The sequence below is a fragment of the Vibrio sp. 10N.261.51.A4 genome (assembly GCF_041471945.1).
GTDB classification, from domain to species: domain Bacteria; phylum Pseudomonadota; class Gammaproteobacteria; order Enterobacterales; family Vibrionaceae; genus Vibrio; species Vibrio crassostreae_C.
The window spans coordinates 128,031-141,480 of sequence record NZ_JBFRPJ010000001.1; the positions used below are offsets into that span (position 1 = coordinate 128,031).

The window sequence follows — 13,450 nt, forward strand, 5'->3', positions numbered from 1 at the left end:
GGTTTATCCCTCTTTAATAAGTAAAGTTGGTAGATAAATCAGGTTGTCATTGATTTCTGGGACGTTCAATTTTGTTGGGCTAAAGCCATCTATGACGATGGTGTAGTTGCCCGGTGCAACGCCTTCCACAACGAACCTGCCTGATCGATTAGTGAAAAATTCATACGTTTTCTGTTGTCCAACCAACTGACCTTGGAAGAGCTTTAATGGTTTTTCTTGTCCGATCTCAATTTTACCAATGATGGTTTTCGATGCTGCCGATCCGATTTTTATTAGATGGCCTGTTTGTGATCCTGGCGTAATGCTGTACTCGTGGTCGCCAAAGTCATAACCTATCGGTGCGTCTGGCACATCAATGTAGATACTGGACAATTGGTGCCCTCCAGACAACTGAACGGCATTACTAATAGTATAGGTAGATATTGCTTCTGCAGGATCATCTGCAACCGCATTAATTTCTACATCAGCATCTAACGAGTTATGAACGGCAATAATTGCCACTGGACCATTGATGGGACGTGACCAAGCTAAGTTACCGTCAGCCAGGGTAAGCGCTGTACTTGCTCGTAAAGAAGCGGTTTGGTAGTTTGCTGAGTTATCAAATGCTAGGTGAGAAACCTTAGCATCTGTGATAAAACGGTTTGCCACATAATTACCCTCGAAAGAGTAAGTTTGAGAGTCGCTCTCGCCTTCAGCAGTCATCGCATAGCCATAACTGCCCGTATAGTCCTCTGATGGGCGTTGAAATTGAGCTCGATAGGTATCTGGTTCGTTGGAGTAGGATATATTTGCATTGTATTCTCCATTGTCAGAGTTCCAGTCCCAATCTGCTGAAAAAGTAAAACGGGTTTCGTCAATGTTTTCATTTGGGTTATCTTCTTTCTCTATACCAGCAGAGAGTGATATATTATAAAATTGCCAAGCAACTTCAGTAGAAGCCTGCCATTGCACTTCAGCCTCTTCAAAATCACGATAGTCACCGCTCAGGATTAAACTAAGGTTATCCGTAATACTGAAAACGTAGTTTGAAAAGACACGAAGTCCAGTACTCGCATCTGCAATCTGCCAGGGTAGTGCAAAATAATTATCCTGGTATTCACTACCAAGGCGAAAGTTTGGGGAGCCATAACTGTCTGTTCCCCATAGTTGATGGGAATAATCTAAGCTGTAGATGCTACCTGTATCGTTATTGGGCTTGTTGTTTTGTGCTGAAGCTCTAACGCCTAAATTCCCCCAATCAGAACCTATTGTTGCAATCACGCCTAGTTGCTGTCCTTCAGGGTGATACAAAGCGTTTGCACCGGCTGTTAAGGTATCGCTAATACCATAGTCATAATAACCAGAAGTTACCCATTGCTCGTCGTCATACTTAAAGTTGTTATCTTCAATCGTCGACGTTAAACCAGAGTAGAATCCAAAATCTGAAATACCTTCGCGTAACAAACGCGAGTTAAAGAACTGGCTATAAACGATGGTATCGGTTCGACCTGATTGATAACTAATATCCAACCGAACATCATTGGTACCAGAAACGAGAGGCAAGTCGTCTAGTGTATATCGACCTGGAGGTAAGCGAATTTCAGTGAGAAAAACGTCGTTAATATAGACTTCTATATCAGCACTCTCATTCAGTACCAGTGGTTGAGTTCCGCCATTTTGGATATTCCGGGTAGGTTGTAAGTCTTGGTACAAACGTTCAAAAGCAAGTCCACCGAGAGGTGTACTAGGAAGGTGTCCGGCACTTGCTTGGGTTACATCGCCAAAGGTAAGTCGAAAAGGGGTTGTCGGTTCATCGAAGAAAAGACGAGCTTCGCCACGATAGACGTCAGAGTTGATATCGTTACCACCAGTAACAAAACCGGAAATGTCAATATTAGCGCCTCGAACGCCGCCAATATTGGTTTTTAATAACCATTCACCAAGCCACGTTTGGGTGTCCTCTGTATTAGAGTCGTTAAACAAGGAGTAGTCAGTACTGGCATTTAATGTATTTTGCATTGTCCAAAAAGCGCTTTCTGAGTATTGGGCGGGTTCATATTTGCTACCAAACGAAAGCAAAAACTCAGCAGCAGCGGTTTCATCAATAACTAGGTTAATATTTTGATCGGAGGAATTGAAGGTTGCACTGATACCCATATGGTTCAGTTGTTCTATCGTAATGTACTCTTCGGAGAAATTTCGTAGCGCCACCAATGTCTCAGGGTTGATCAGCTTTTCAGTTGCCTGCACAAGCTGTTCTACGTTAATGGATCCAACAGTCATACCATCAGAATACGCATTTACTTCGCCGATAGTGTTTTCCCCCCAAGTTACTGGGAATGGGAACAACCAACTTTGCGCGAGCGCGGTTTGTATAACAGTAATGAGAGTGAGACATAAAATGAGATTTTTCATGAAAACCTCACTAGTCTATTGTTTTAACAGAAACTTTCTCTGGCTGCCCTAATTCACTTGGTAAGGTGTACTTGACGGTTGTTCCTGGCATTAAGTAAGCGCTTGTCTTTTTACTTAATACTTCCCAATCGACCGTTTTGTTTGCTTTGTCACCAGAGAAGCTGAACTCCATACCATTCATGTTCAGTACTCGTTTGCCATCGTTACGGATAGCAACCTGGCGATTTTGGAGTGTAGTAGTTGGAATTGATTTACTGGATGTGGGAGAGACAAAAACCAAAGTCGCAAACTCTAATAACATGGAAATAGAACTGTCGTCATCTTCCTCAATTTGATTTTCTAGTTCAATTTGCGAAAAGACGATACGGTAGGTGACGGTTTGTTTTATAGGTCCTGTTGGCATGTAACGTACGCGGAAAGTCTGAGATTTTTGCCCGTCAATTTTAGCTTGAGGTGGTAGGACGAGAAACTCATCTTCCGATGGTGTTAAAATTTCTTCGCCAGTAGAAAAATCAGTTTGATAGACATTTACTTCTAAGAGGATTGGTTCTTCTTCCACATTAGTCACTTTATACAAGCCTTGTGCATTTCGACCAACATCATCAAGTTCTAGATAGATTGGGCTGACTTCGTACGCGAAAAGGGCTGAGCTGAACAATAAAGAAAATAGAAGAGTTATAATCCTAGTCATTGATATTTCTCCATAAAATAAACTTGGCTCGAGAACCGAGCCAAGTTTCTTGCCTAAAAGACATTATCCATAAAGCGTCATTCGGTTATTAGCTTGCTGGACCTGCTGCAGCAAGACTCACTTTGATTTTACCTTTATATTTACCTGCTCGTGCAAAGCCTGAATCTTCAGGTTGTACATAAATTGGATGCTTGTTGATTTTGTTCACCAAGTGTTCGCCCAATGATGGAATTGGCGACGCCGTTACCTCCATGCCATGGTCGTTTTCGGTGTTCGCCACCGTATCTGAACCAATTTTCACTGCGTAGTTAATTTTTTCACTCATATTGTGCTTGGTTACGCCGTTTAGCTGGTAAGCTGTTACTGAAAACTCCAAATCAGTTCCGTAGTTACACCATGCACGCAAGTTACCTACCAAAACTTCCTTATTGTTGAAGCCATTGGACCATGAATCCTCGTGCACTTTGTTCGCTTTGCGTAGAACGTTATTCTTCACATCTTTCTTACCTATTCGCAGTAGACAGCGTTTTGGAACTCGGCCTTCAATTCGAATCGTTTTTTGGTCCGTGTTACTCAGTGTCGTAAAGTCCACAGCATTATTAAATTGAACCGCAGAAGCGCCAAAAGAAAGTGAAGCGGCTGCTACAGCAGTAGCAAGAAGTAACTTTTTCATAACTCAATCCCTCGTTAGTTAAGATGCATATCTGTGCATCGCCTCTAAAGACTACGAGGGAACGGTTAGTCAAACCTCATCACATGGAGTGAAAAATATCGTTTGCATAGGGTGAGTTTAGAATGAGTTTTGTCATAATTCATTTTTCTTTTGATTTAACCTTGTTGCTACCTAGTTAGCGCTTTTTACTTGAGCAAGAAGTTCATATCTCGATCGTAAGTTTAATTTACGAAGTAAGTTTGATGAGTGAGTTTTCACTGTATTGATACTGACGTGCTGCTGAGATGCAATCTGAGAGTTTGAAAGCCCCTTTAGCATCAATGTGCAGGTATCCCTTTCCTTTTTAGTTAACTCTTTGTAATTGATTATATTTTCGCAAGCTGATTCATAATTAGGCTCATTGCTTTGATAGGAAGAAACCAGCTTATTTAACACTGACCTTGGGAACCATATATCTTCTTGATAAACAGATAAAATTGCTTTCGATATAAACTCAAAGTGCTGACCGACTTGCCCTGAAAAGCCTTTCTCTAGCCATACTGTAGAGGTATTGTCATTCACATTGACTGCTAACCAAAATTCGTTTCGTTCATGTAGGATAAATCCGTATCTTTTGGGGCATGGCATTGTTTGAATATCAAATAAAACAACCGTTTCAGGTTCGAGTTTCGGTACTTGCACAAAGCATTGGGAATGAGTGATTTGCGCGCTAGGAATAGATACCGAAAGTAGGTCTTTTATCACCCTATAGTATGAATTATTGCGGGTAAGGACATGAATGTCTAACGCGAGTTCAGAATCAACTTCCATGATTGACCTCTCTATTTACTCATACACAAAATCTTTATTAATCGCTAGGTTAATGGGGAGTTATCCCACTGTCTCTGGTTCAATAATATTAGTATTGATTGAGCATTATTCAATGGAATGGATGTGCTATTTGTTTTAATTATTGATTTTCAAAGGAAAATAATAAAATTGAATGGAATGCGCACCAATGGGTTCATACTTTAGTACCGTAAATGGTGCGTTTGTTAAAGGTAGGGACTAGCTAGTTTTTAGTTGGATGTAGATTTGCTCTACCTTGGTACGTGCCCAATCTGTTTTACGCAAAAACTTTAAGCTCGATTTAATGCTTGGGTCTTTTTTAAAGCAGTTGATGTTCACCATGTAACTCAACTCTTCCCAACCGTAATGTTCAACCAATTCAGTCAGTAGCTTCTGTAGCGTGATACCGTGAAGTGGATTATTGTCTTGTGTCATGAGATGTTCTCGCCATTTATTTGAGCTAAGTATACCAGTTTCGCCTTATGAATTATCCGACCATTTGAGTTCGTAGTCGGTGTGGATAATCGAAAGCTCTTCTCTACCTGTATTACCAAATAATTTAACCTGATTCTGCATCCATTCTTCGAAACGTTTTATCTTTTCTCGATGAAAGTAACCTGGAGGCGCACACAAAAAATAATTGTACTTAGGCTTCAGCGCGATGTTTCCGATTCGCACCAATTTCTTTTCTTGTAAATAGCGGTATACCAAGCTGTGCTTAACAAGCGCGACACCTTGAACGGATAGCGCACCTTCTAACACAAAATGAGAGCCATCAAATTGCAGTGATGTTCGGCCAGCTTTTACCCCTGCGACTTGTAACCAGAGATTCCAATCCATATCAGGCCAACGGTCTTCAATAAGTTCCGCTTTATGCAGATCGTCGATGTCATAGATACCATGTTTCTCTTGATAAATAGGGTGGCAAACCGGGTAAATGACCTCGTCCATCAACCAACGTGATTCGATGTTTGGGTAGTCTCCATGACCGTATCGAACGCAGATATCGACATTAGAATCTTCAAATGTGACTAGCTTATTGGTCGGCTCAATTAGCATGGATAGATCAGGGTGGCGATCGCGAAAGTCGCCAATTCTTGGTACGAGCCAATGCTGAGCAAAGGAAGGCACGGTAGAGATCGACAGTTGAGTGGGGTTAGGATCTTGGTTGATTCGTCTCACCCCATCTTGAATATGAGCAAAGCCTTTCTTCGCTTGCAGGTAAAGCACTTCACCTTCATGGGTTAATACTATTTTTCGGTGCTGGCGAATAAACAGATCTGCGCCTAACCACTCTTCAAGTTGGCGAATTTGTTGGCTGACTGCTGCAGCCGTGACAAATAGCTTTTGTGCGGCGAGTTTAAAACTGCCTGTTTCTGCCGCCGTGTAAAAATAGTAGATCCCTTGGAATGGTGGAGTGCGTTCTCTCACATTAGTTTTCCTTAACTGAATGCCAGTATCTATCGTTTGTCGATGTTGCTCTACTGGTCGATTATTGACCATAACAAAGCAAAAGATCAACAGGAGAAAGGCTATGAATACGATCACAGCAACAGCAAATACCAACCATTCATTTTTATCATCATTATCAATTAAGAAATTCTATTCTAAATTAGACCTGTACTTTCAAAATCGTAGAACCAGAAAGCAACTGTCTGAGCTACCCGATTATTTACTGAGAGATATTGGGATTACGTCGGAACAAGTCGAGAAAGAACTGAAGAAGTCATTTTGGGAGTGATTCAAGGCAGCGTAGCTTTTAACTCGACGTTGCTTTAACTCAACATAGTTTTGTCGGTGTCGGGACGTTTACGTTACCGTTCTATGTTGAGTTAGGTTGATGGTTTATATAAAGAAGTGAGAGATGAGATTTAACTCTCCAATAGCTCGTTTACTTCTTCGTGCAACCAATTGGTGAACGCGGTAATGCGCTCTTCTCTCGGGGAGTTAGGATCAAAGCATAGGTTTACTTGAACACCAGGTGTCATGCCAATATTAAAGGGCTTCACTAACAAGCCGCGTTCGATGAAGTCACCAGCCAAGCTGTCTGTTGCCAAGCAAACCCCATGCCCTGCCATGACCGTGGTTAGCCCCATATCAAAGGTTCCTACTTCCATCCACTGAATGGTGCTGCTTTGAGTCGATATGTTTGCTTGCCTAAACCATTCCTCCCACGGGAAACAACCGCTATCAAACTGAATCAGCCAACATTTGAGGAGTTGTTCAGGTGATGTGAAGTTCAAAGAGTTTGCGAGTTCAGGGGAGCAAAAAGGGTAAACCGGTTCGTTGATTAGCATCTCGAGAGTTAAGCCTTCTTCAACACACAGATCTTCGCCCTGCAGAATAGCCACGTCAATCTCACCATGTTTTAAATTTGGGGTGTCAGACCCTGTGAGCACCTTAATTGGGATCTCTGGGTGTTTTACCGAGAACTTCCACAGCCTAGGCAGCAACCAACGAGAAGCAAAAGAAGGGGGACTTCTAACAACAAGCAACCCTTGAATAGGTTCTGATTGGATCTTGTTTAACCCCAGCAGAACCTCTTGAAATCCATCAGAGACATGTCTAAAAAGTGTGTGCCCTTCATGTGTCAAAGTCATTGCACGCCCCTTACGAATAAAGAGCTTACATCCAACCTGTTCTTCTAACTGTCGAATCTTCTGGCTGACTGCTGCCTGAGTGACGAACAGCTCTTCAGCCGCTTTACTGTAATTGCTCAAGCGTGCTGCAACTTCAAAGTAACGGAGGCCTGAAAGGTGACGCAGTCTATTGTCCATAATCTCAGCTTATAGTTCTTGTTAATAATGATTGTTCGCTTATCGAACAGGTTGTTTTCATAATAGCGATAAATAAACAGGGAATACAAGAGAGAGAACATGAAAGCAATAACCTGCTGGGTCGGTATATTTGTTACTCAGGTACTTAAAATCAATGATAATACTAAGGTGAGGAAGGGGGCTAAATCTAGACAAGTTGTTTGCTTGGAATCGTTAAGTCATCGAATGAGAAAGGATGTCGGCTTAGATTACGAGAGTAGTGATGCTGCGGATTATACTAAGTACTTATAATGTGAGCTTACAAAAAAGGAGCCATAATGGCTCCCTCTCGATTTTAATTATTCTTCCCAAACCACCAATTTATCTTTCGGCCAGTTATGACCGACTTCATGGTATTTCTGCTCTAGTACATGGCGTTTGATCTTGAGTGTTGGTGTTAACACGCCATTCTCAATGCTCCATGGTTCCTTAATCATCAATACACCTTTGATCTTCTCGTGTGAACCAAGCTGCTCGTTCATTTTCTCGATAACGCGCTTTGTCGTTTTCTCATAGCGAGCTCGATCGAAATTAGGGAAGTCATGCGGTACCACAAGTAGGATTGGACCAGGTAGGCCAAGACCTATCAAACACATCATTTCTACGCGGCTGTACTCAAACAGTTTGTTTTCGATTGGTACAGGGGCAACAAACTTACCTTTAGCGGTTTTAAAGGTATCTTTCTTACGCCCACGAATCGTTAGGTAACCTTCACTATCGATATCACCGATATCACCGGTATGAAGCCAACCATCCGAGTTAAAAGACTCTTGGGTTGCAATATCATTCTTGTAGTAACCAGAGAATAAGCCTTTGCCTCGAACTAGAATCTCTTCATCTTCAGCTATTTTGAGTTCGATCCCTGGACCTGCATTACCAACCGTACCAATTTTATCGGCTCTGAATGGGTAGTTGAGCGTGCTGTAGGCGAAAGACTCTGTCATGCCCCATGCCTCGGTAATGTGCAGGCCAACACTCTCATACCATGCGAGTAGAGCGGGTGATACAGGTGCAGAACCACATCCAAGAACGCGAGCTTGGTCTAACCCTAAGCCATCAGCAAGTTTCTTCTTAATGATGTTGTTGATAAACGGAATCTTCAGTAAGAAGTTCAGTTTCTTCTGTGGCAATTTGTCTTGGATTCGCTGCTGGAACAGAGTCCATAAGCGAGGAACTGAAATAAACAGCGTAGGGCGATGCATTTTCACATCATCAATAAAGGTGTCTAAAGATTCAGGGAAAGCCGTAACCACGCCCCCCATTACTGAAGAACCAAAGATGTAAACGCGTTCTGTAATATGAGCAAGCGGTAGGTAAGAAAACAGGCGATCGCCAGGTTGGATCCCAATATGGTCAATCAACCTTTGAACAGACCAAGTAAACGCGCCGTAGGTGAGCATTGCGCCTTTTGGTAACCCTGATGTACCCGATGTATAAACAAGTGACATCAGCTTATCGTCGTGATGCTGAGGGCGTTTGGTTGATGGTTCATGTGTCTCAATGAGCTGCTCGAAAGTGTGTTGGCACTTCGCTGCGCTGTCGTATGGCAGTGAAATACTCACCAAGCTCGGGTTGTCATCAAGTACTTTTTGAGTGGCTTTAGGATCGTCAAGCTTACCCGCAATCACAATTTTACATTCACTGTGTTCAATACAGTACTGAATGGTATCTGAACCTGCTGTTGGAAAGATTGGGACGCTGACAAAATCTCCTAACATCATGGCAAGATCGCAGATGAACCACTCTGCACAGTTTTTCGATACGAGAGCGACTCGATCGCCAGGTTGGGCTCCGAGTCCTTCTAATGCTGACGCCAGTTTCAGTGCTTTGTCGGCTACTTCTTTATAAGTAAATTCGACAAATTGACGGTTAATAATCTGTTTCAAATAGACTTCATCTGGGCGATCTTCTGCCCATTTTAAAATCATGTCATTGGGTGTAGGGAGAGCTGTTGCTTGTTCTTGGCTAAACTCGTTAGGCTGAATCATTGTCTAACTCCATGTTTTTCGCTAAGTTATTTTTGGTTATTTTTGTTAAAATCATGTTAAATGTACCATGATTTTTTCTTTTAGGGAGTAAAATTAGCGTTTTCTGTTATCTGTGCAGGCACGTCTGTAGCTTGCAGGGGTTACGCCCGTCCTTTTCTTAAAAATTCTTGAAAAATACGACACATCCTTGTAGCCACATTGATAAGAAATTACAGCTATTTTTGATTCGGTATCCGCCTCAATCAACTTTTTGGCTAACAGTATTCGTTTATCGCACACAAAGTCTCTAAAGCTTACTCCAAAGTGTAGATGAAACTTTTTAGAAAAATAGGTTGCTGAACAGTGACATTTTTCAGCTATGTCCGTTTCTCTTATTTCCTTGTTAATGTTATCCATAACAAAATTAACAACTTCAGAAGTAAACTGCTTGGTCGGCTCCTGGTTGTTGCTATTCATGTCTCTATCGAGGTCGAAGTGTGCTTCAAAGATATGCTGTGTTTTACTCTTTAATTCTTCGAAGGCACTGGTCAGATGATTGTTACTCGTTTCTATAATGAAAAATATATTCTTATGATTTCGAATGATATTAGGTATCTCAAATGGAGAAATTAAAACTATCCGCTTGTTTAGGTTTTTACAAATAGATAATGCCATGGTAAGTAATTGAATTTCACTTTCTCTATTTAAAATGAAAAATACAATTATTACATCTAAGTTACTGATAACTGATATATCTTGTTGAAAATTTTCCACAGGGAAGTAGCGACTAATTTTATTTATAATAATTGAATTAAACTCGCTATCTATATCTGATAGCAGTGGTGTTATTAATTTCATTTCTACTAAACCTGTATCATATATAAAGGGCCAGATGTGAAAATTTAGAAATAAGGGAGTTATTACAGAGATTAGAAGTACAACAAAAAAGTGCAAGTAAATGGCAAAAAAATCCTAACCGAATGTGTGACTCACCTCTAGATTTACTTTACAGGTAAACGAAGCCTGTTATGAAAATCAAGGAGAGGTTGTCATGGGTAAGTTTTTGAATAATTGCAAAGAATTCATGAAAGATGAAGAAGGGTTGACTGTAATCGAGTATGTAATCGGTGCAGCATTATTGGTTTTAGGCTTAACAACTGTATTTTCTGGCCTAGGTAATACTCTGGCAAATAAATTAAACGCTATTGTTGCTAACGTTGGTAACACTACGAGTAGTGGTTGATACGATTATGGATAAGAAAAGAGCAAGACAGCAAAAAGGGCTTACTACGGTCGAATACGTGATTGGTGCTGCTTCACTTGTTCTTGCTGTTGGATTTATTTTTTCTGGAATGGCAACAGCCTTACTTAGTAAGTTCCAGAGTATTATATCGAGTGTATAAATAGAAAATATGATTAATGAGCCTTCTGCTTTTTGGGCGCTGCTAATTGCAGTTTCGGTATACGATGTTGAGAAGCATCGTATACCTAATAAAATATTGATACTTCTTTTGTTTGTTTATTTTTTGTCAATGTTTGATAGCAATTATACGTTGGGCTTTTTCTTGTCTTCATTAGCAGGGTTTGCAGTACTTTTTGGGTTTGGTTTGCTTTTGTATTTTATGAGAGCAATGTCTGCAGGTGATGTGAAGTTATTGGGCGTTGTTGGAATGTATCTTGGGTGGGGACAAATACTTGATGCATCGTACTTTATCTTACTTGCTTCTGGGATGATCGGATCCTTTTATTTACTGTATAACTACGCTAACTCAAGTAGTGTCAGCATTAAAGGTTATTTCCAAAATAAACTTATTTTATTGAGTGGTGTTTCACCAGTCAAAGATGAGCGTACTAATTTTCATAATCGATACTTAAATAAAGTGACAATGCCTTTTGCCCCCTCTGTTGTCATAGGATTAGCGATGTATAGCTATTTTAATTAAAGCTGTTGTTGGTAAGCTTTGTGGAGAGGAATAATATAATGGATATTATAGGGCATACGGCTTCAACAACATTAAAACCGCAAATATCAGCTCCTGTTGTCCCAACATCACTTGATACGTTGGGAATTCCTGAAGTCGTGATTGAAAATCTCGTACTTAAGCATTTGTCTGCATACCCTAAATCGGACGTTTTAGAACTTTCCAACCATATATGTGTTGTGACTCATATTGTGGAAAGTGCTTTGGCGGTATTGAGGAAAAAATCTCTAATTGAGGTTTTTCAACCTACCTCAGATCTTTCTCTCTCATCTGCATCACATAGTCATGTTCGTTATTCTCTCTCAGAGAAAGGGCTAGAAGAAGCCGATTTAGCTTTCAAGCGTGATGCTTATTTAGGTCCAGCCCCAGTTTCTCTTGAGCAATATAGTGAGGTGGTCAAGCAGCAAGACCTTAGGGCTGAGCTCGTGACTCGTCCACATGTCGAGGCGGCGTTAAGTGATGTCTATGGCATCGATAAAATGATTTCCGTCCTAGGGCCGGCAATAAACTCAGGGCGAGCCCTTTTGTTATATGGGCATGCTGGTACTGGTAAAACCTTTGTTGCTAGCCGTATTGTCAACGCTTTGCACACTTCGGTGTTTATTCCTTATGCCGTCTATGCGCTTGGCAATATCATCAAGGTTTTCTCTGCACAACACCATAAACCTTTAGATAGAAACGGCAGTACCAAAGCTATCTCGCTAAAAGATCAATACGATAAGCGCTGGCTTAACTGTGAGAGACCGAATATCCAGGTCGGTGGTGAGCTCACCATGGATATGCTTGAGGTGAATCACTCAGAAAACAGTCGAGTCTGGTTAGCCCCGGTACAGATGATGGCAAACAATGGAATTTTCGTGATAGACGATCTTGGCCGTCAACCTATGCCTGTAGACACATTGCTGAATCGATGGATAGTGCCGATGGAGTACGCTTTTGATTATCTATCGCTGCCCAACGGTCAGCAAATTACGATGCCATTTGTATTAACTCTTGCCTTTTCTACCAATCTAAACCCCAAGAAAATAAGCGATCCTGCCTTTTTACGTCGTTTAGGTTACAAGATTGAATTCAAGCCACTTAATCAGCGAGATTATGAAGCTTTATGGATGAGCGTCGTTGCTGATAAAGAGGTCGAGCTTCAAGACGGTTTTTTTGAGCGTTTGTCTCAAATGCACACGCTGCTTAAGGTGCCACTTTTCCCATGTTTACCGAAAGATCTCGTTGGTATAAGCAAAGATATTCTTTCGTTTGAGCAGCTACCACCTGTTATCACATTCGATATTCTTTCCATGGCATGGGAAGTTTATTTTACCTCTGATGGACACGAGGAAGAGAATAATGAATAAGAGTCAAGTTTTCCTACTGTTTTTACTGTCCGTAGTATTCGGCTTAGCGGCTGTATTTTTTGCTAAGCAGTGGATGGATGATCAAGTTCAGCCAACCGTTGAAGTTGAAACGGTCGAGCGTCACCCCGTTGTTGTCGCCTCACAAGAAATCGAAGCTGGAACCATAATTGAAGAGCAGTATTTAACGACGAAGTTGATGGAAGTTGATTGGATCAATGAAAACAACTATTCGGATCAATCTGAGCTAATCGGTAAGGTTGTCGCTAATACCATTTATGCCGGAGAGGTGCTTCACAAGTTACGATTTACTGTACCAGGAGAAGGGTCAACGCTTGCAGCTCTTATCCCTGAAAATAAACGTGCGGTAACGATACGTGTTGATGATGTTATTGGTGTGGCAGGTTTCTTATTACCGGGTAACAAGGTTGATATTCTCAATACGGTTTCTTACGGAAAAAATTCTGCAGCTACTCAAACGGTTCTTAAAGATATTAAGGTTTTGGCTGTAGATCAAACGGCTAAAACGAATGAAAACAGTCCAATTATTGTACGAGCGGTAACTCTTGAGATGACGCCGAAAGAGGCCGAGAAACTTCTCACGGCTAAAAGCAAAGGCAGTATTCAGCTGACTTTGAGAAACCCACATGAAGTTGAGAAAAAAGTGGTTCGTCGATATGTGCCTAGACCAAGTGTCACCATTATCAAAGGTACAGAAACATCTAATGTGCGCGTCAAGGATTGAGGTGAAAT

Annotated in this window: 15 protein-coding genes; 6 read left to right on the forward strand and 9 right to left on the reverse strand. The window is 41.2% G+C overall.

Features of this window, described 5'->3' with window-relative positions; translation table 11 throughout:
• Nucleotides 1–3: 3 nt before the first annotated feature.
• The 6 genes from AB4384_RS00515 to AB4384_RS00540 all read right to left on the reverse strand — a co-directional run bounded on the left by AB4384_RS00515 (nucleotide 4) and on the right by AB4384_RS00540 (nucleotide 6,017).
• A complete protein-coding gene (locus tag AB4384_RS00515; protein WP_372054892.1) occupies nucleotides 4–2,394 on the reverse strand; it encodes a fimbria/pilus outer membrane usher protein in 2,391 nt (796 codons plus the stop codon).
• A gap of 10 nt (nucleotides 2,395–2,404) precedes the next feature.
• The gene (locus AB4384_RS00520; protein ID WP_102319913.1) at nucleotides 2,405–3,085 is read right to left on the reverse strand and encodes a molecular chaperone; all 681 of its coding nucleotides are present in this window, start codon (nucleotides 3,083–3,085) and stop codon (nucleotides 2,405–2,407) included.
• Between the two features lie 88 nt (nucleotides 3,086–3,173).
• Complete coding sequence (locus tag AB4384_RS00525; RefSeq protein WP_372054894.1) at nucleotides 3,174–3,758, reverse strand: hypothetical protein; 585 nt, start codon at nucleotides 3,756–3,758, stop codon at nucleotides 3,174–3,176.
• A gap of 171 nt (nucleotides 3,759–3,929) precedes the next feature.
• Nucleotides 3,930–4,568, reverse strand: a complete 639-nt coding sequence (locus tag AB4384_RS00530; RefSeq protein WP_102319915.1) for a response regulator transcription factor — start codon at nucleotides 4,566–4,568, stop codon at nucleotides 3,930–3,932.
• 237 nt (nucleotides 4,569–4,805) lie between these two features.
• Nucleotides 4,806–5,021: a VF530 family DNA-binding protein gene (locus AB4384_RS00535; RefSeq protein WP_102319916.1), complete on the reverse strand. Its 216-nt coding sequence runs from the start codon at nucleotides 5,019–5,021 to the stop codon at nucleotides 4,806–4,808.
• A 45-nt stretch (nucleotides 5,022–5,066) separates the two neighbouring features.
• The gene (locus AB4384_RS00540) at nucleotides 5,067–6,017 is read right to left on the reverse strand and encodes a LysR substrate-binding domain-containing protein (RefSeq protein WP_372102527.1); all 951 of its coding nucleotides are present in this window, start codon (nucleotides 6,015–6,017) and stop codon (nucleotides 5,067–5,069) included.
• Between the two features lie 103 nt (nucleotides 6,018–6,120).
• Here AB4384_RS00540 and AB4384_RS00545 point away from each other — a divergent pair, with 103 nt between their 5' ends.
• A complete protein-coding gene (locus AB4384_RS00545) occupies nucleotides 6,121–6,327 on the forward strand; it encodes a DUF1127 domain-containing protein (RefSeq protein WP_065584040.1) in 207 nt (68 codons plus the stop codon).
• A 130-nt stretch (nucleotides 6,328–6,457) separates the two neighbouring features.
• Here AB4384_RS00545 and AB4384_RS00550 read toward each other — a convergent pair whose 3' ends face one another.
• From AB4384_RS00550 to AB4384_RS00560, 3 genes are all read right to left on the reverse strand, one after another.
• Nucleotides 6,458–7,363 (reverse strand): LysR substrate-binding domain-containing protein, encoded by a 906-nt coding sequence (locus tag AB4384_RS00550; RefSeq protein WP_372074603.1) that lies wholly within the window; start codon nucleotides 7,361–7,363, stop codon nucleotides 6,458–6,460.
• A 338-nt stretch (nucleotides 7,364–7,701) separates the two neighbouring features.
• Nucleotides 7,702–9,390: an AMP-binding protein gene (locus AB4384_RS00555; protein WP_372128693.1), complete on the reverse strand. Its 1,689-nt coding sequence runs from the start codon at nucleotides 9,388–9,390 to the stop codon at nucleotides 7,702–7,704.
• Between the two features lie 93 nt (nucleotides 9,391–9,483).
• A complete protein-coding gene (locus AB4384_RS00560; RefSeq protein ID WP_372128694.1) occupies nucleotides 9,484–10,227 on the reverse strand; it encodes a helix-turn-helix domain-containing protein in 744 nt (247 codons plus the stop codon).
• A gap of 193 nt (nucleotides 10,228–10,420) precedes the next feature.
• Here AB4384_RS00560 and AB4384_RS00565 point away from each other — a divergent pair, with 193 nt between their 5' ends.
• Genes AB4384_RS00565 through cpaB form a run of 5 tightly spaced genes read left to right on the forward strand, consistent with a single transcriptional unit; the run spans nucleotide 10,421 to nucleotide 13,442 of the window.
• Nucleotides 10,421–10,612, forward strand: coding sequence for a Flp family type IVb pilin (locus AB4384_RS00565; protein WP_102319919.1), 192 nt, complete (start codon nucleotides 10,421–10,423; stop codon nucleotides 10,610–10,612).
• Nucleotides 10,613–10,619: 7 nt separating this feature from the next.
• Nucleotides 10,620–10,772: a hypothetical protein gene (locus AB4384_RS00570; RefSeq protein ID WP_198594302.1), complete on the forward strand. Its 153-nt coding sequence runs from the start codon at nucleotides 10,620–10,622 to the stop codon at nucleotides 10,770–10,772.
• A 9-nt stretch (nucleotides 10,773–10,781) separates the two neighbouring features.
• Nucleotides 10,782–11,312 carry a prepilin peptidase gene (locus AB4384_RS00575; protein ID WP_061032534.1) on the forward strand — a complete coding sequence of 177 codons (531 nt, stop codon included), beginning with the start codon at nucleotides 10,782–10,784 and terminating at the stop codon, nucleotides 11,310–11,312.
• A 38-nt stretch (nucleotides 11,313–11,350) separates the two neighbouring features.
• On the forward strand, nucleotides 11,351–12,700 hold the full coding sequence (locus AB4384_RS00580; RefSeq protein ID WP_102319920.1) for an AAA family ATPase: 1,350 nt from the start codon (nucleotides 11,351–11,353) through the stop codon (nucleotides 12,698–12,700).
• Nucleotides 12,693–13,442 carry a Flp pilus assembly protein CpaB gene (cpaB, locus tag AB4384_RS00585; RefSeq protein ID WP_059020093.1) on the forward strand — a complete coding sequence of 250 codons (750 nt, stop codon included), beginning with the start codon at nucleotides 12,693–12,695 and terminating at the stop codon, nucleotides 13,440–13,442. Before AB4384_RS00580 ends, cpaB begins: the two co-directional genes overlap by 8 nt.
• The last annotated feature ends 8 nt before the right edge of the window (nucleotides 13,443–13,450 follow it).